We start from the raw sequence: 18,834 nt of genomic DNA, 5'->3' as shown, positions 1-18,834 counted from the left end.
CGTACTGCGGCTGCTGTTCTGGCATCCCGTAATCAGGTGTATGAATGGTCTGCCCATCGCCTAACGGCATAGGCTGGGCGGCATCAGCAGCCCACGCAGGAACAGTGCTTATCGCAGCAGCCGTAGTCGTGATGGATTCCGTTACCGTATGGCCACTTAATAGTGGATCAAATTCATCATAATCCGCGGTGCGTGTCGCACTGGCGCCGGAGAACAGGACATCGTCCGGATCGGCTTTAGCAACATAACGCTCAGCGTCCTGAGGTTCATCCATCCGTCGACCTGAAAACAAAGCTTCGTCGGTCATGCGGCCCATTGGGTTGGCAAATTTTTCGGCGATACGCTTACGACGCGCCAGCGCACCGCGCAGAATGCGCGCACGACGGGATTCATGTGACGCTTTTGACTTCTGCGCGTCATGTTCCTCTTCGTAATCGTCGTCTTCGTAGTCGTCTTCCTCAACCCACGAATCATCACGACGCGTACGGTTACTGGCAAACGTCAGAATATTGAGGATCCAGCTGCCCATTTTCTCAGCAATGCTGACCCAGGACCAACCGGTAAACAGCGTCAACCCCGCAGCCCAAATGCACAATAGCGCAATGGTACCGCCGCTGCTGTGCAGCATCGGTTGTAGTGCGGTACTCAGCAGGCTGCCAATAACGCCGCCTGAAGCGAAATACCAGATATCATCGGCGTTGATCGCCGCCAGACCACAAGAGGTCAGAATGATGGCCAGCACGCCAATTAAACGCAGCGAGACGGCAAAATAATCGATGTAATCTTCGCTTGCCCGGCGTTTCCAGGCAAACCAGCAGGCACCGATGATAATCACCGGTATGGTATAGGCCATGACCCCGAAGATGAAAAACAGGGTGTCGGCAAGCCATGCGCCTGATGCGCCACACAAATTGTGGATAGGTTCATGCCAGGCCGTTTGTGACCAGCTGGGATCGGAAGGATTGAAGCTCAGTAGTGCTGCCATTAACCAAACGGCAAAAATGGCGCATAGGAGGAGTAGCGCCTCAAGGAGTCGGCGTCCGCTGCTGAGTTTTGTCAGTTTGACTTCTTTGTCTTCTGTATATTCCTGGCTCAAGAAAGGCTCTCCAGGTGCCAAATGCTAAAAACGGACAACAGTGTTAGATCGCTCCAACACTGTTGCTGTATGGATTAACAGGAGTGTAATCAAACTACGCTGATTTTGCACCTGTTCCGTTTTAGCGGGTCTTAATTACCAGACGATTACTCTGTTTGACCTCTTCCATAACGACATAAGTACGGGTGTCGTTGACGCCAGGCAGGCGCAGCAGAGTTTCGCCGAGAAGCTTACGGTAGGCAGACATATCTGGTACACGGGTTTTCAACAGGTAGTCGAAATCACCGGAAACCAGGTGACACTCTTGAATTTCTTCAAGTTTTTGCACAGCGGTGTTAAATTGTTCAAACACATCCGGTGCACCACGATTCAGAGTAATCTCAACAAATACCAGCAGTGATGCGTCCAGATAATGCGGGTTCAGCAGCGCGGTATAGCCCTGAATAAACCCCTGTCGTTCCAGACGACGTACGCGCTCGAGGCACGGGGTCGGAGAAAGTCCTACTCTTTTGGAAAGCTCGACGTTCGAAATACGCCCATCTTTTTGCAGCTCATTCAGAATGTTGCGGTCGATGCGGTCGAGATCTTTGCCAGGGCGTTTTTTACTATCTACCATTATTATTGTCTCTCTGTATTCCTTCCCTACTCCTGTCTTGACTCTGTGTCACTTCACTGTTCAGAGCCTTATCCCTTTTTCAACACGCCGTTGTTGCTGCAACGACGCATATCCCAGGGTATGCGTATGAGAAGCCCCGGCGCCTCGCGGCCACTCTCCGACATCACGTATGATATCTGTCCACACCATACGTAGATTTCAGTGAACCGGGTAAAAATGGCATTTGCGTGCATGAAAATTCACCACACGCGAAACACTGCTTTTCTTCTTCCTTGAATGTTGTCGCAAAAGCACAGGGGATTGTCAAAGCAAAACATCTTTTTTTAGTACAACATGCCAGATATTCATTATCACCCGGGCTTGATTGACATGTAATCGTCTTATAATTCCGCAGCGTGCAGTAGAAATAGTTATATTTTTTGATGTTAAAATAAGCAATCAATCGGTCTATTCTATTACACATATCGTTAACAAAATCGCTGTGCTCTTTTTTTACGTCTACAAATTCCCTACAATCCAGACCAATGACTGCCAACAATTATGGGGATCTCATGGGCACGGCCAAACACAGTAAGCTGCTAATCCTTGGTTCTGGACCTGCGGGATACACCGCTGCGGTCTATGCTGCACGCGCAAACCTGCAACCGGTTCTGATTACCGGGCTGGAAAAAGGCGGTCAGTTGACCACCACGACCGAAGTGGAAAACTGGCCTGGCGATCCAAATGATCTGACCGGTCCACTGCTGATGGAGCGCATGCACGAGCATGCGACCAAATTTGATACCGAAATTATTTTCGATCACATCCACAGCGTTGACCTGCAGAACCGTCCGTTCCGCCTGACTGGCGACAGCGGCGAATACACCTGTGATGCTTTAATCATTGCCACCGGTGCTTCTGCCCGCTATCTGGGCCTGCCGTCTGAAGAAGCCTTTAAGGGCCGCGGCGTTTCCGCCTGCGCAACCTGCGATGGTTTCTTCTACCGCAACCAGAAAGTCGCGGTCATCGGCGGCGGCAACACGGCCGTTGAGGAAGCGCTGTATCTGTCTAACATCGCCTCAGAAGTGCACCTGATTCACCGTCGTGATTCATTCCGTGCGGAAAAAATTCTGATCAAGCGTCTGATGGATAAAGTGGAAAGCGGCAACATCGTCCTGCATACCAACCGTACGTTGGACGAAGTGACCGGCGATCAGATGGGCGTGAGCGGTCTGCGTCTGCGCGATACGCACAACACCGATACCGTTGAGTCTCTGGACGTTGCGGGTCTGTTTGTTGCCATCGGCCACAGCCCGAACACGGCAATTTTCCAGGGCCAACTGGAGCTGGAAAACGGCTACATCAAAGTGCAGTCCGGTATTCACGGTAACGCCACGCAAACCAGCATTCCTGGTGTCTTTGCTGCGGGCGACGTTATGGACCACATTTATCGTCAGGCAATCACCTCTGCGGGCACCGGCTGTATGGCCGCTCTGGACGCAGAACGCTACCTCGACGGTTTAGCTGACGCTTGCAAATAATCTTTACAAGTCAGTAACAAAAGTAAAAAAGGCGACGATAAGTCGCCTTTATTTTTTCTGCGATGTAACATTGCCGCGCCCGTAACTAAAACCATAAGCTACCTGCTAAGCGCCCAATGAATAAAAGTCGCCAACAAGAACTCACCCGCTGGCTCAAACAGCAAAGCGTAATTTCGCGCCGCTGGTTGATGATCTCCCGTCTGCTCGGCTTCGTCAGCGGCGTGCTGATTATTGGCCAGGCCTGGTTCCTCGCCCGAATTCTGCATCATATGATCATGGAGAATATTCCACGCGAAGCGCTGTTGATGCCGTTTATCCAACTGGTACTGATTTTTGTTCTCCGCGCATGGGTCGTTTGGTTACGTGAGCGCGTGGGCTTTCACGCCGGACAACAAATTCGTTTTGAAATTCGCCGTCAGGTGCTGGACCGCCTTCAGCAAGCCGGTCCAGCCTGGATTCAGGGAAAACCTGCCGGTAGCTGGGCGACGCTGATTCTTGAGCAAATTGACGATATGCACGACTACTACGCCCGCTACCTGCCGCAGATGGCGCTGGCTGCGTGCGTACCGCTGCTGATTGTCATGGCCATCTTCCCATCAAACTGGGCGGCTGCACTTATTCTTTTAGTCACTGCACCGCTGATCCCGCTGTTTATGGCGCTGGTTGGCATGGGTGCCGCCGATGCAAACCGCCGTAATTTCCTGGCATTGGCGCGCTTGAGCGGCCATTTCCTCGATCGCCTGCGCGGGATGGATACGCTGCGTATTTTTGGCCGTGGTGAAGCTGAAACAGAAAGCATTCGCGAAGCATCTCAGGATTTTCGTCATCGGACCATGGAAGTGCTGCGTCTTGCCTTCCTCTCCTCCGGCGTACTTGAATTCTTTACTTCGCTCTCTATCGCCCTGGTGGCGGTCTATTTTGGCTTCTCATACTTGGGCGAGCTGAACTTTGGTAGCTACAGTATGGCAGTCACGCTTTCTTCTGGCTTCCTGGCGTTGATTCTGGCTCCTGAGTTCTTCCAGCCGCTGCGTGATTTGGGCACCTTCTATCACGCCAAGGCTCAGGCGGTGGGCGCCGCCGACAGCTTGAAAACCTTTCTCGAAGCGCCGCTGGCGCATCCAGAGCAAGGCGAAAACGTACTGGAAACCAGTGAGCCGGTTACTCTGCGAGCGGAAAACCTGTTTATCACCTCGCCTGAAGGCAAAACACTGGTGGGTCCGCTGAACTTTACGCTCAATGCGGGGCAACGTGCGGTGCTTGTCGGGCAAAGCGGCTCGGGCAAAAGCTCATTACTCAATGCGCTGGCGGGTTTCCTGCCCTATAGCGGTTCTTTACAAATTAACGGCGTTGAACTTCGCCATCTCGACCCTGATAGCTGGCATCGACTGATGAGTTGGGTTGGCCAAAACCCACAGCTTCCGGCTGCGACCCTGCGCGAGAACGTGCTGTTAGGGAATCCAGATGCAAGTGAGCACCAACTGTTCAATGCTCTGGAAAAAGCGTGGGTGAACGAATTCCTGCCGCTACTTTCTGACGGCGTCGATACGGTAGTTGGCGAGCAGGCCGCTCGTTTATCCGTTGGTCAGGCACAGCGCGTGGCCGTTGCACGCGCCCTGATTTCCCCTTGTCGCCTGCTCCTGCTGGACGAACCTGCCGCCAGTCTCGACGCCCATAGCGAACAGCGCGTAATGCAGGCTCTGACCGATGCTTCCACCCAGCAGACTACGCTAATGGTCACCCACCAGTTGGAAGGATTGGCGGATTGGGACGTCATTTGGGTCATGGAGAATGGGCAAATTATCGAGCAAGGAACGTATCAACAGCTGGTCGATGCCAACGGCGTGTTTACCAGCCTGCTGGCCAATCGTCAGGAGGAAATTTAAATGCGCGCACTGTTACCTTATCTGGCGCTCTATAAACGCCATAAATGGCTGCTCAGCCTCGGCGTGATTCTGGCGATTGTCACCCTGTTAGCGAGTATTGGCTTACTAACCCTCTCCGGCTGGTTCTTGTCGGCTTCGGCGGTTGTTGGGTTTGCGGGCGCTTACAGTTTTAACTACATGCTCCCAGCTGCGGGTGTACGCGGCGCGGCAATTATTCGTACTGCGGGCCGCTACTTTGAGCGTCTGGTGAGCCACGACGCAACCTTCCGGGTACTGCAGCATCTGCGCGTCTTTACCTTCAGCAAACTACTGCCGCTCTCCCCCGCTGGGCTCGCCCGTTTTCGTCAGGGTGAACTGCTTAACCGCATGGTGGCGGATGTCGATACTCTCGACCACCTTTACCTGCGGGTCATTTCGCCGCTGATTGGCGCCCTGGTTGTCATTTTGGTTGTGACTGCCGGTCTGAGCATTCTCGATGTGTCTTTAGCGCTGACGCTCGGCGGCATTATGCTGGCCACGTTGTTGCTGTTGCCACCGCTATTTTATCGCGCGGGTAAGCCAACCGGTGAACAGCTCACCACGCTGCGCGGGCAGTATCGCCAACAGCTGACGGGCTGGCTGCAAGGCCAGGCTGAGCTGACTATTTTTAATGCCAGCCAGCGCTACCGTAAACAGATGGAACAGACCGAGCTGAACTGGCACGACGCCCAGCGCCGCCAGTCCGAGCTGACTGCGCTGTCCCAGGCGCTGATGCTGCTCATCGGCGGCGCAGCCGTGGTTGCGATGTTGTGGCTAGCAGCCGGCGGCGTTGGCGATAATATGCAGCCCGGCGCACTAATTGCCCTCTTCGTTTTCTGCGCATTGGCAGCCTTTGAAGCACTCGCTCCAGTAACTGGCGCATTCCAGCATTTAGGCCAGGTTATCGCCTCTGCCCTGCGCGTGAGTCAGATTATTGAACAGCAGCCAGAAGTCACATTCCCAACGCAAACCACCGTTGTACCGCAGCAGGTTGCACTCACTTTAGAGCAGGTCTCGTTCACCTATCCCGAACAATCACAGCCGGCACTGAGTAACCTCTCTCTGCGCATTAATGCGGGTGAGCATATCGCTATTCTTGGCCGCACCGGCTGCGGTAAATCAACGCTATTACAGCTGCTAACCCGCGCCTGGGATCCCCAGCAAGGCACCATTCAACTCAACGATATGTCGTTAAATCATATTGATGAGCCTACCCTGCGTCGCACCATGACTCTGGTTCCCCAGCGTGTACACCTATTCAGTGCCACGCTGCGTGACAACCTGCTGCTCGCAAACCCGCGTGCCAGCGATGAGGCGTTGAGCGACGTGCTCCGCCGCACTGGTCTGGAAAAACTGCTGGAAGATGCCGGCTTAAACAGCTGGCTGGGTGAAGGCGGACGCCAGCTTTCCGGCGGCGAGCTGCGCCGTCTAGGCATCGCCCGCGCGCTGTTGCACGATGCCCCACTGATGCTGCTGGATGAACCGACCGAAGGGTTAGACGCCACCACCGAAAGTCAAATCCTCGAATTGCTGGCGGAAGTCATGCGTGATAAAACGCTGCTGATGGTCACGCATCGCCTGCGTGGACTGGCGCGATTTAATCAGATAATTGTCATGGACAACGGGCAAATTATTGAGCAAGGTAATCATACAGAACTGCTGGCAAAACAAGGTCGTTACTACCAGTTTAAACAGCGTCTGTAGACTATGATTAGTTAACTTTGCTTCGTGAGGTCATCGCGGCATGCGCCTTGTCCAGCTTTCTCGACATTCGATAGCATTTCCCTCCCCCGAGGGCGCATTACGCGAACCAAATGGACTTCTGGCCTTAGGGGGCGATCTCGCCCCTGCACGTCTGCTGATGGCCTATCAGCGAGGGATCTTTCCGTGGTTTTCACCGGGCGACCCGATCCTTTGGTGGTCACCGGATCCCCGCGCGGTGCTGTGGCCCGAACAGTTCCATCTCAGCCGCAGTATGAAACGCTTCCATAAGACCTCTCCGTACCGGGTTACGCTCAACTATGCCTTCAGCCAGGTGATTGACGGCTGCGCGCAGGATCGCAACGAAGGCACCTGGATTACCACTAGCATCAGCCAAGCCTATCACCGCCTACATGAACTGGGTCACGCGCACTCGATCGAGGTGTGGCAAGATGACACGCTCGTAGGCGGCATGTACGGCGTTGCCATGGGCGAGCTGTTTTGCGGTGAGTCGATGTTCAGCCGCGCAGAGAACGCGTCTAAGACTGCGCTGTACGTCTTCTGTGAGGCATTTCGCCAGGCTGGCGGGAAATTAATAGATTGCCAGGTGCTTAATAGCCATACAGCTTCTCTTGGCGCGATGGAAATTCCCCGTCGTGACTATCTGGAATATCTGGATAATCTGAGAACCGGTTCACTCTCTGATAAATTCTGGGTCCCACGGCGCCTGTTTTCAGCCGAAACGTAAATGTTTTCAGCACAATTCCCATCAGGATGATATAATTGCCGACGAGAGTCGCTTCTGCCTTTTGCCCCGCCGCCGTTTGGGAATCATTCGAGTCAGATAACGCCCACGTTTATCCTGCTGTTTCCGGCCTGGTTTGCGCCCATCACATGAGTATCTTGTGTGGTGAAAGGGTGATGCGCAAAAACGACTTTCGCCGATTAAGACGGACAATTCTTTACTTACTTGATGAACTTCGGCATTATCTTGCCGGTTCAAATTACGGTAGTGATACCCCAGAGGATTAGATGGCCAAAGAAGACAATATTGAAATGCAGGGTACCGTACTTGATACGTTACCTAATACCATGTTCCGCGTAGAACTGGAAAACGGACACGTGGTGACTGCACATATCTCCGGTAAAATGCGCAAAAACTATATCCGCATCCTGACGGGCGACAAAGTGACTGTTGAGCTGACCCCGTACGACCTGAGCAAAGGCCGCATTGTCTTCCGTAGTCGCTAATAACCGCAGATAATGAGCGTCTGGCGCAACGTTCGCCGAGCGCTTTTTGCTGAATAATGCCTCGCTTATCGCGGGGCATTTTTTTGCCTGAAAATTGGGCATAAAAAAACCGGGCATTCAGGTGCCCGGTTTTTATTTACATACCGATATCAGCGGTTAATGTGCTGCTTCCGGTTTGTGCTTCTGTGCACTCTGGAAGTCGTAGGTCAGCTCGTTTTTCTCTTTATCGAGCGCTACCGTCACCTGGCCACCATCAACCAGCGAGCCAAACAACAGTTCGTTGGCGAGCGGTTTCTTCAGGTTATCCTGAATGACACGCGCCATTGGACGCGCGCCCATAGCTCGGTCGTAACCTTTTTCTGCCAGCCAATTACGAGCTTCCTGACTCACCTCCAGCGACACACCTTTCTGATCCAGCTGAACCTGCAGCTCGACGATGAATTTATCCACCACCTGATGGATAACGTCGGTCGACAGATGATCGAACCAGATAATGTTGTCCAGACGGTTACGGAACTCCGGCGTAAAGATCTTTTTGATCTCTTCCATCGCGTCGGTACTGTTGTCCTGATGGATAAGACCAATTGATTTACGCTCGGTTTCACGCACGCCGGCGTTGGTGGTCATCACCAGCACCACGTTACGGAAGTCTGCCTTACGCCCGTTGTTGTCGGTCAGCGTGCCGTTGTCCATCACCTGCAACAGCAGGTTAAAGACGTCCGGGTGTGCTTTTTCGATTTCATCCAGCAACAGCACCGCGTGCGGATGCTTGATAACCGCATCAGTTAGCAGACCACCCTGATCAAAACCAACATATCCCGGAGGCGCGCCAATCAGGCGGCTTACCGTATGGCGTTCCATATATTCGGACATATCGAAACGCAGCAGTTCAATGCCCATTGCTTTCGCCAGTTGGACGGTAACCTCCGTTTTACCCACCCCGGTAGGGCCAGCGAACAAGAACGAACCGACTGGACGATGCTCATGGCCAAGACCCGCACGGCTCATTTTGATGGCCTCAGTCAGTGCGTCAATCGCCTTATCCTGCCCGAACACCAGCATTTTCAGACGATTGCCAAGATTTTTCAGCGTATCGCGATCGCTCTGGGAAACGCTTTTCTCCGGAATACGCGCAATACGCGCAACCACGGATTCAATGTCCGCCACGTTGATCGTTTTCTTACGCTTGCTCACCGGCATCAGGCGCGCACGCGCACCCGCTTCGTCGATCACGTCAATCGCTTTATCCGGCAGATGACGGTCGTTGATGTATTTCACCGCCAGCTCAACAGCCGCACGCACCGCTTTCGCGGTATAGCGGACGTCGTGGTGCGCTTCATACTTCGGCTTCAGGCCGTTGAGGATCTGTACGGTCTCATCAACGGACGGTTCGGTAATATCAATTTTCTGGAAACGACGCGCCAGCGCCCTGTCCTTCTCAAAGATATTGCTGAATTCCTGGTAAGTGGTTGAACCCATCACCCGAATTTTGCCGCTGGAAAGCAGCGGTTTAATCAGGTTTGCCGCATCCACCTGACCACCCGACGCCGCGCCCGCACCGATGATAGTGTGGATCTCATCGATGAACAGAATGCTGTTGGTATCCTGTTCAAGCTGTTTGAGCAGCGCTTTAAAACGTTTTTCAAAATCACCGCGATATTTGGTTCCCGCCAGCAGTGAGCCAATATCCAGTGAGTAAATGGTGCAATCAGCCATGATTTCCGGCACGTCACCGCGGACGATACGCCATGCAAGGCCTTCGGCTATCGCTGTTTTCCCGACGCCAGACTCACCGACCAGCAGTGGGTTATTTTTGCGACGACGGCACAGAACCTGAATCGTGCGTTCCAGCTCTTTGTCGCGGCCAATCAGCGGGTCAATTCCCCCGACGCGAGCAAGCTGATTAAGGTTGGTGGTGAAGTTTTCCATACGATCCTCCCCGCCTGCTTGCTCTTCGTTAGACTGCTGGGTTCCGGAATCGGAAGGCTGGCTAGGCTCGTCTTTACGCGTGCCGTGAGAGATGAAGTTCACCACGTCAAGGCGGCTCACTTCATGTTTACGCAGAAGATACGCAGCCTGCGACTCCTGCTCGCTGAAAATCGCCACAAGGACGTTAGCACCGGTCACTTCGCTACGCCCGGATGACTGGACGTGGAAGACCGCGCGCTGAAGAACACGCTGGAAGCTGAGCGTCGGTTGTGTTTCACGCTCTTCTTCACTGACCGGCAGAACCGGCGTGGTTTGTTCGATGAAGGCTTCGAGTTCCTGACGCAGCGCCACCAGATCGACCGAGCACGCTTCCAGCGCTTCACGGGCGGATGGGTTGCTCAGCAGAGCCAGCAACAGATGCTCGACGGTCATAAACTCGTGACGGTGCTCGCGCGCTCTGGCGAAAGCCATGTTTAAACTGAGTTCCAGTTCTTGATTGAGCATTGGCACCTCCCCCAATTTTCATGCCTGTATCAGGCTTGTTCCAGCGTACACAACAGTGGATGCTCGTTATCCTTCGCGTATTGATTCACCATCGCTACTTTGGTTTCGGCGACTTCTGCCGTAAATACACCACAAATAGCTTTACCTTGATAGTGGACCGTTAGCATCAGTTGTGTTGCGCGTTCTACATCATAAGAAAAGAATTTTTGTAACACGTCAATAACAAACTCCATCGGAGTGTAATCATCATTGACCAATATCACTTTATACATCGACGGGGGTTTAAGCCCATCCTGAAGTTTGTCTGCCGTAAGCTGGTCGAAGTCCAGCCAGTCTCTGGTCTTACTCATTGTCAGTCATCATCGTCGGTGTCATCTATTGCTGCTGACGAGCCTGATTGCACGCTGGGATTGCAGGTGATTCACGGGATAGATAATGCTTTTCCCCTACTCCACCTTAACTCCATTCCCTGCGTATACAGCTCTTGAATTTACTGTAGATCATAGATAGCTATCACCTATAGTTGTCATTCGCGAACTCTGTCACATTCCCGTCAATAGCGTTAACTGCTTCAAATTTTGATGCATTTTCCGCCTCTAGCCCCCTTCAAACGCTTGACGCACTGTCCGAAATATCTAAATTGTACTGGCGAGAGTTGGTGAGCTTTTGTACAACTCCTGACTCCACCACCGGTTCATTCCATCTACTTATTAAACGTATAATAGAATTACGAAGGATGTCGAAGTATGGAAATGGGTACTGTTAAGTGGTTCAACAATGCTAAAGGGTTCGGTTTTATTTGCCCGGAAGGCGGTGGCGAGGACATCTTCGCCCATTACTCCACCATCCAGATGGATGGGTACAGAACATTAAAAGCTGGGCAATCCGTCCACTTTGATGTCCACGAGGGGCCGAAAGGCAACCACGCAAGCGTCATCATTCCCGTGGAAGCACAAGCAGAAACGGTCGCCTAGTTTACTGCCCCATTGTGTACATCCCGCTACCAAAATGCCAGTCCTTCTGACCGGCATTTTTTCATTTATTTTGCCGTCATTATTCTCGCGCCAGCGCATCTACCGGATCGAGCCGCGCGGCATTACGTGCCGGTAGCCAGCCGAAGAGTACGCCGGTTAGGGTTGAGCAAATAAACGCCGTCAACAGCGCCAGCGGTGAGAAGCCAATCTCCCAGCCCGGCAGAACCAGCTGCAACAGCAGTGCAATCATTAACGATAGCGTCACACCGAGTGCACCGCCGACCAGACACACGAGAATGGCCTCGATCAAAAACTGTTGTAACACGTTGCTCGCCCTGGCGCCTACCGCCATACGGATACCAATTTCTCGCGTCCGTTCAGTGACCGATACCAGCATGATATTCATCACGCCAATGCCGCCAACCACCAGGGAGATCACCGCCACCAGCGTTAAGAACAGCTGTAATGTATGTGTGGTGCGTTCCGCCGTTTTCAAGACGCTGTCCATGTTCCAGACAAAGAAATCTTTCTTACCGTGGCGAAGACTCAAAAGCCGGGTCAACTGCTGCTCAGCGAGCGCGCTGTCATAGCCCTCTTTAACCCTGACGGTTATTGAGTTCAGCCACGACTGGCCCATCACTCGCCCGGACATCGTTGAGTAAGGCAGCCAAACGCGCAGCACTTTGCTGCTGCCAAACATCGACTGTTTCTCATCCGCGACGCCAATCACCGTGGCGGGCGTATTCCCCACGAGAATAACCTCGCCGACCACACTGACCTTATTCGGAAACAGCTGACGCCGCGTGTTACTGTCCAGTACCACCACCTGCGAGCGTTCCGCAGCCTGAACGTCGTTGAAGGTATTCCCTTCGCTAAAGGTCATGCCATAGACGTTGAAATATTGCTGGCCAATCCCCTGTACGCTCGCGGCAACGTCGATATTGCCTGCGCGAATTCGCAGATTTTTTGACACCGATGGCGTGGCCGAACTGACCCATGACTGCTTTTCAATCGCCAGCAAATCGTCATATTTCAGCGACTGTTGGTACTGCGGATCGTCATCACCAAAGTCTTTCCCTGGATAGACGTCGATAGTGTTAGTACCGATGGCTCGAATATCAGCTAAGACCATCTGCTTCGCCGCATCGCCCACCACCACAATTGATACCACTGACGCGATACCGATAATAATCCCCAGCATGGTGAGCAGCGTACGCATCTTATTCGCCACCATCGCGCGCCACGCCATCGACAGCGCCTCGCGGAAGCTGTTGCTGAACTGCCGCCAACCGGAGACATCCTGAGCCGCAGGCGCTCGCGCCACCACGGCGCTTTCACCCGCTGGAGGATTACAGATAATTTCTCCGTCGCGAATCTCAATCACCCGTTCCGCCTGAGCCGCTACCAGCGGGTCGTGAGTCACGATGATGATCGTGTGTCCCTGCTCTTTGAGCTGATGAAGAATCGCCATCACCTCTTCACCAGAATGACTGTCCAGCGCACCAGTCGGCTCATCCGCCAGAATGACCTGACCGCCGTTCATCAGCGCACGCGCGATACTCACGCGCTGCTGCTGACCACCGGAGAGCTGGGATGGTGCATAATCCACCCGGTCCTGCATGCCCAAACGCTGTAAAAGCTGTTTTGCCCTTTCCAGCCGGGCCTTACGATCCATACCGGCGTATACCGCCGGGACTTCGACGTTTTGCGCGGCCGTCAGATGAGACAACAGGTGATAACGCTGGAAGATAAAACCGAAGTGCTCGCGCCTGAGCGCAGCCAACGCATCGCTATCCAGCGTTGCCACGTCCGTCCCTGCCACCCGGTAAGTGCCGCTGGTGGGTTTATCCAGACAACCGAGGATATTCATCAGCGTCGATTTACCCGAACCCGATGCCCCGACAATGGCCACCATTTCTCCGGCGTTAATCTGTAAGGTGATGCCCTTCAGCACCTCCACGCTGCCATCGCCGGAAGGATAACTACGTCGAATATCCGTTAGTTCAAGCAGTGCGGTCATTTCCCTGCTCCGGCTTTACCTTCACCAGTGATCACCTCATCGCCCGCTTCCAGCCCTTTCGCAATCTCGACGTCCGTATCGTTACGCGCGCCGATGACCACTTCACGCGTTTTCACGTCACCGTTACGCAGCAGACGCACGTTGTAGCGATTGTCGCCGACATTATCACCCAGCGCCGACAGTGGAATCGTCAGCACATCGTTCACGCCAGTCAATTGAATATGTACCTGCGCCGTCATCTCCAGACGCAGCACGCCCGTTGGGTTCGGCACTTCGAAACGCGCGTAATAGAAAATGGCGTCGTTAACCTTCTCCGGCGTCGGCAGAATATCTTTCAGCGTGCCTTCGTAACGCGTTAACGGGTCGCCCAATACGGTGAACCAGGCCTTCTGCCCGGGCTTTAAGAGAATGACGTCAGCCTCTGAAACCTGCGCTTTAACCAGCATCGTGCTGAGATCCGCAAGCGTCAGGATATTGGGTGCCTGTTGGGCGGCGATTACTGTCTGCCCCTGCAGAGTGGTAATTTGCGTCACTTCGCCACGCATAGGTGCAACGATGCGAGTGTAATCAAGGTTAGTTTTGGCCGTATCCAGTGAGGCCTGATTGCGTTTGATTTGCGCGTCGATAGTGCCTATTTGCGCCTTTTTGACCGCCATTTCGGTTGCTGCGGTATCCAGATCCTGACGGGAAACAGCCTGCGTTTTTGCCAGTTGCTGCTGACGAGAATAGGTGACGCTGGCCAGCTTCCATTCAGCTTCAGCCTGCTGGCGCTGCGCGTTGAGCTCCATGAGCGTCGCTTCAACTTCTTTAATCTGGTTCTCTGCTTGTTCGGGATCGATAACCCCCAACAGCTGATCTTTAACCACCTTGTCGCCGATATTGACTGACAGCGTTTTAAGCTGGCCGCTCACCTGTGCGCCGACATCAACTTTTCGCAGGGCATCAAGTTTACCGGTAGCCAGTACGCTTTGTTCAAGGGAACCTTTACGCACAATAAGCGTTTGGTAATTAGGCAACGGCGCATTGAGCGTTCGCCATACCGCAATAACCACAATTATTAAAATGGCAATAGCGAGCACGTACCGCTTTTTAAACTTTCCCTTGATGTTCATAAAAATCCTGAATTCCCCAGTTTATTCGACAGAATGGAAAAACTAACGTCAACAATAAGTAAACACATGAGTAATAATCCCCAGAATCTACCTGGTGATTGATATTTTGTTTAATATTCCGATTGTAAAATTTTGAAAAATTTTATATTTGGATCGTAGACCATGTCACAGCTTAGCGAAAATTCACCTGCGGATTCGCGCCAACTCACCAGCCTTGGGCTCTTTTTTAGCCTGTTTAGCGGCCAATGGCGACCAGGCGAATTCTGGAATAAACGCAGCTTTCGACGGAAGTTTATGCTGCGTTCCCTGCTGATGCCACGTTTAAGCCGTGAATGGATGGCCGAACTGTCCCAATGGTCAAATCTCAATACTCTGCTGGCACGCCAGCCGCGCCTTCCCGTGCGCCTGCATCGCCCGTATCTGGCGGTCAATTTTAGCCGTCACCAGGTGCTAGACGCGTTGCGCTATCACTATACGCTGTTGTCCGAGATCATGTCCGCAGAAGAGTTGTCTACCTACCTGAATACACAGGCTTTGCCGCTGGCTGCAATTGAAGGCAAAAATGGCGACCGGTTTACCTTCGAGCTGACTATGCAGGTCAATCTGGATAAGGAAGGCGATAGTACGATCCTGATGCGTAATAGCGATGGCGACGTTTTGGCAGAAATGACCTTTAGTCTTTTAGCCTTTGAGAGTAAGCGCACGCTGTTTATTGGCGGACTGCAGGGCGGTAAGTCTGACCTACCGCACGAGGCAATCCAAAGCGCCACCAAATCCTGTCATGGCCTGTTCCCTAAACGCTTAGTGATGGAAGCTGTATGTCGTTTTGCCGAGCGCCTGCGGGCGGAACAAATTCTCGCCGTCAGCAACGAGGCACATATTTTCCGCGGTGAACGTTACCAGGATAAGAATAAAAAAATACTGTCTGATTACGATACGTTTTGGACAGCCGTCGGCGGCGAATGCGACAAACAGGGGTATTTCCACCTGCCGATTCACATTGCCCGTAAGGATGAGTCCGAGATCGCCAGTAAAAAACGTGCTGAATATCGCCGCCGTTACCAGCTACTGGATGAGATTCAAAGACAAATGGAGACGCTATTTGCAACAAGATAGTTATCGATGGGCGCCGAGTCATCGGCGCTTAAAAAACAGACAAAAATAGTCATAATGAATTCTAAATAATTCATCAACAGAATGTTTTCTCCACAATTCCTCCACAATCTTTGCATTTGTTGAAATATCGTTGAGAGTACCGTTGATTAAATAGGCAAAACCTTCATTTAATGAGATTTTTCCTATGTCCAGCGTTGCCGAGCTTCAACTCTCTTCTGCCCCACAACCTGAATCGAGCTGGCAGCTTTTTAAACTGCTGACGACCGGCGCATTGAAGCCCGGCCGGGCCTGGAAAAATCCCGCCTATCGCCGTAAGTTCATGCTGCGTACGCTCGGCGCGCCGCGTATGACCAGTAAACTGCTGGCTAGCCTGACCCAACAGCCACAGTTAATGCAAATCCTCAATGTTCAGCCAGGCCTGCCTTGTCGACTGCACCGCCCATGGCTGTCAACGCATATGAGCCCTCAGCAAACAATCGACGCATTGTGCTGCCACTACCAGCAGATGCTCGATAAGCTTCCTGTCAACATTGCCAGTAGCTATCTGTCGGCCAATGGCGCGCAACTGGCGACCATCGAAGGGAAAGAAGGCCAGCGCTATCGCATTTACCTGGGCGCTGACGCGATGCTGGATAAAGAAGGTGAAGCCACGCTGACGTTTCGCGATGAAAACAATATCGTCCTGGCCGAATTAACCTTCACGCTGTGTCAGTATAACGGCCTTAGTACTTTCTTTATTGGTGGCCTACAGGGGGCGAAAGCCGATGTTCCTCATCAGCTTATTCAAGTGGCAACAAAAGCATGCCATGGCCTGTTTCCAAAACGTTTGGTGGTAGATGCGTTACTGACGGTCGGTGAAATGCTGTCGGTCGAACACGTTCGGGCGGTGAGTAATGAAACTCATATTTACCGCAGCCTGCGCTATCGCCGCAAAAAACGCGACAAACTGCATGCGGATTACAATAGCTTCTGGGAGTCACTGAGTGCGACGGTCGACATTGAAGGGGATTACATCCTGCCGTTAGCGCTACCGCGCAAAACAATGGAAGAAATTGCCAGTAAGAAGCGTGCTGAGTACCGCCGACGCTATGAACTGCTGGATGCGCTCCAGCAGCAAGTTGCCTTAACTATTCAGCGTTAATCAGCCTTCCCGCGCGCCAACCAGACGACGCGGGAAAACATCTTTTTCAGCAGTGGTGGCACGGCTTCCAGGCCGCGCCGCCCTGCTTCCATCGCCACCTCAATGGCGAGATCCGGCTTCGACGAACGGTGAATCGCTTTGGTGATCACCCGGCGCATGTTCATCGGTACATTCTCTGGAATCTGCGCAACGCGGTGATACACATTAGCGAATCCCTGCTTATACATGAAGTGCTCCATGTCGAGGGCGGGCAACGTCGTCAAATGATGACGCTCTAGCTCCCGGTCGTTATTGAGCACACCACGAACCGTGGCAGCATACTTTTTACCCGCTTCATCACCATCCACCAGCACGTGCCATTCAATCCCCATTCGCCGAGCAAATTTGATAAGCGGCTTCAGCCCGGATTGCGCAAATTCAATGACCTTAACCCCTTCAGCATCAAAATGATGACCGCATTGCCGGGCCAGCTCGTTGATGACCCAGGTCTCCGTCTCCCCCTCCACCAGCAGCCAGCAGCGGGCAAACAGCGAAGAAGCGCGATTAAAGCGGATATGGAAAGAGATGCGTCGACTATCTTCTGAATTCATCCCTTCCGGCCCGAGACGCCAGGCAGCGACGCGAGAGGACTCGCGCACCAGACGACAGACATTCTGCATCGGGGTCAACGACAACAGCTCACCGGAATTGGTGGTGGCAATGCGCTGGAGCGGCATCAGATTTAGCAGACTCCAGGCCACTGAAAGCATAATAGGATGTAGACGCGTTTCCGGGTCTTCCACCAACAGCAGCGGACGGGCGTCTTTATCCAGCCTGACCGTCCCTTTCGCCTGCAGAAGCGTGGAGAACATACCCAAAAGAATCACCCGATGATTACGTGCGCCAGGCTTATCGATCATCCGGTTGATCAAATCCAGATAGCGCCAGCTGCGCTGCTCATCATGCGATCGGCGACGCATCAAGCGCTGGATCGCAGGACCAGAACCCTGTTCGGAGAAGTAGTGTTCCAGCAGTTGTCCCATGGCTGCCAGCCCTTGACGGATCTGTCCGTCGCTGAGATTTTGCGGGCTGGTCACCAGTTCTCGAGACAAAAAATCCAGCTGGCGGGCGGTAATTTCAACATCCGAGACTGGCGGCACCGTACCGTTGCGAATACGGCGCATAAAACGGGCGTCGCGCAGACGCAGCACCGGCATCAGTCGAATCAACTCTCGCGCTCTGGCATCGATGTCATCGAGTTCTAGCGCCTGACCATCGCTATCAATAAAACTGCGCAACGTCAGCACGCTGCCATCGCCAGCAAGCTCGCCCTCAAGACGATAAAAAATACGCTGATAACCGTCATGACAAGCCGTCCAACAATCGGAAAGCCCACGGTAGCGACGCCCACGATATCGCCCCGGCTCATTTTCCCGGAAAGTCAGAATGATATGCAGATGATGTTCCCGACCTTCAATGTCACCCGGCGGAAACCAAAAATCGGAATGCACAAAATGGTACAGCCCCTCGTGCGGAGAAAGCAGCAACGTTAGCGCATCCAGCAGGCTTGATTTACCCCATGCGTTTTCGCCGATTAAAACGTTATTCTCTTCCAGCATTAACGATAAACGGTTAATGCCGCGAAACCCTGCAATCTCGGTGCGCTCAAGAAGCATAAATCCTCCGTAACACAGTAACGACCATCCTGCTTTATCGGCAGTATAGCGGCATGCTCTGCGCTTGACACCGCCATGGTGCCCGGATCCGGACCGTGTGTTGATTTAATAACCATTAAATGTAATAAAGTGCGCTCCTGGTCACCCTTACCCGATTATTCCGAAAATATTGCACTACACTCTAATTCGAAGAATAAATTGATTAAGGAATGACACCACATTGTTTTGCATCAAAGTTCACGTATTTATTTAACTGGTTAAGGGATGACGTTAGTTTTTAAAATAACGCGGACTATGC

15 protein-coding genes are annotated in these 18,834 nt (G+C 52.9%); 8 read left to right on the top strand and 7 right to left on the bottom strand.

Annotated features, from left to right (window positions below; translation table 11 throughout):
* On the bottom strand, positions 1–1,096 hold a 1,096-nt coding region (locus KP80_RS14400), incomplete at its 3' end, for a DNA translocase FtsK 4TM domain-containing protein (protein WP_197276161.1).
* A 121-nt stretch (positions 1,097–1,217) separates the two neighbouring features.
* Positions 1,218–1,712, bottom strand: coding sequence for a leucine-responsive transcriptional regulator Lrp (gene lrp, locus KP80_RS14395; protein ID WP_000228473.1), 495 nt, complete (start codon positions 1,710–1,712; stop codon positions 1,218–1,220).
* A 551-nt stretch (positions 1,713–2,263) separates the two neighbouring features.
* On the opposite strand from lrp, the gene trxB reads away from it, so the two are divergent.
* The 5 genes from trxB (at position 2,264) to infA (ending at position 8,085) form a co-directional block, all read left to right on the top strand.
* Positions 2,264–3,232 carry a thioredoxin-disulfide reductase gene (trxB, locus tag KP80_RS14390; RefSeq protein ID WP_052284340.1) on the top strand — a complete coding sequence of 323 codons (969 nt, stop codon included), beginning with the start codon at positions 2,264–2,266 and terminating at the stop codon, positions 3,230–3,232.
* A 116-nt stretch (positions 3,233–3,348) separates the two neighbouring features.
* A complete protein-coding gene (cydD, locus tag KP80_RS14385; RefSeq protein WP_052284339.1) occupies positions 3,349–5,115 on the top strand; it encodes a heme ABC transporter permease/ATP-binding protein CydD in 1,767 nt (588 codons plus the stop codon).
* Positions 5,116–6,837, top strand: a complete 1,722-nt coding sequence (gene cydC, locus KP80_RS14380) for a heme ABC transporter ATP-binding protein/permease CydC (protein ID WP_052284338.1) — start codon at positions 5,116–5,118, stop codon at positions 6,835–6,837.
* A 40-nt stretch (positions 6,838–6,877) separates the two neighbouring features.
* Positions 6,878–7,582, top strand: coding sequence for a leucyl/phenylalanyl-tRNA--protein transferase (aat, locus tag KP80_RS14375; protein WP_052284337.1), 705 nt, complete (start codon positions 6,878–6,880; stop codon positions 7,580–7,582).
* A gap of 284 nt (positions 7,583–7,866) precedes the next feature.
* A complete protein-coding gene (infA, locus tag KP80_RS14370; RefSeq protein ID WP_002211347.1) occupies positions 7,867–8,085 on the top strand; it encodes a translation initiation factor IF-1 in 219 nt (72 codons plus the stop codon).
* Positions 8,086–8,241: 156 nt separating this feature from the next.
* Here infA and clpA read toward each other — a convergent pair whose 3' ends face one another.
* A complete protein-coding gene (clpA, locus tag KP80_RS14365) occupies positions 8,242–10,518 on the bottom strand; it encodes an ATP-dependent Clp protease ATP-binding subunit ClpA (RefSeq protein ID WP_052284336.1) in 2,277 nt (758 codons plus the stop codon).
* Positions 10,519–10,547: 29 nt separating this feature from the next.
* On the bottom strand, positions 10,548–10,868 hold the full coding sequence (gene clpS, locus KP80_RS14360) for an ATP-dependent Clp protease adapter ClpS (protein ID WP_052284335.1): 321 nt from the start codon (positions 10,866–10,868) through the stop codon (positions 10,548–10,550).
* Between the two features lie 396 nt (positions 10,869–11,264).
* On the opposite strand from clpS, the gene cspD reads away from it, so the two are divergent.
* Positions 11,265–11,492, top strand: coding sequence for a cold shock-like protein CspD (gene cspD, locus KP80_RS14355; RefSeq protein WP_052284334.1), 228 nt, complete (start codon positions 11,265–11,267; stop codon positions 11,490–11,492).
* A gap of 79 nt (positions 11,493–11,571) precedes the next feature.
* Here the strand turns inward: cspD and macB are convergent, their stop codons facing one another.
* Positions 11,572–13,512, bottom strand: a complete 1,941-nt coding sequence (gene macB / locus KP80_RS14350; RefSeq protein ID WP_052284333.1) for a macrolide ABC transporter ATP-binding protein/permease MacB — start codon at positions 13,510–13,512, stop codon at positions 11,572–11,574.
* Entirely contained in the window at positions 13,509–14,624 is a 1,116-nt protein-coding gene (gene macA / locus KP80_RS14345; protein ID WP_052284332.1) for a macrolide transporter subunit MacA, read from the bottom strand. The genes macB and macA overlap by 4 nt, the downstream gene beginning before the upstream one ends.
* Before the next feature lie 162 nt (positions 14,625–14,786).
* Here macA and KP80_RS14340 point away from each other — a divergent pair, with 162 nt between their 5' ends.
* Positions 14,787–15,740: a VirK/YbjX family protein gene (locus KP80_RS14340; protein ID WP_052284331.1), complete on the top strand. Its 954-nt coding sequence runs from the start codon at positions 14,787–14,789 to the stop codon at positions 15,738–15,740.
* Between the two features lie 184 nt (positions 15,741–15,924).
* On the top strand, positions 15,925–16,881 hold the full coding sequence (locus tag KP80_RS14335) for a VirK/YbjX family protein (RefSeq protein ID WP_052284330.1): 957 nt from the start codon (positions 15,925–15,927) through the stop codon (positions 16,879–16,881).
* Here KP80_RS14335 and KP80_RS14330 read toward each other — a convergent pair.
* Positions 16,878–18,536 (bottom strand): ATP-dependent endonuclease, encoded by a 1,659-nt coding sequence (locus KP80_RS14330; protein ID WP_052284329.1) that lies wholly within the window; start codon positions 18,534–18,536, stop codon positions 16,878–16,880. The two genes, KP80_RS14335 and KP80_RS14330, sit on opposite strands and share 4 nt — an antisense overlap.
* Between the last annotated feature and the right edge of the window lie 298 nt (positions 18,537–18,834).

This window comes from Kluyvera genomosp. 1, assembly GCF_001266615.1.
GTDB classification, from domain to species: Bacteria; Pseudomonadota; Gammaproteobacteria; order Enterobacterales; family Enterobacteriaceae; genus Kluyvera; species Kluyvera cryocrescens_A.
Note: the sequence above shows the minus strand (reverse complement) of the source record. Positions and strands in the feature narration are given on the sequence as shown.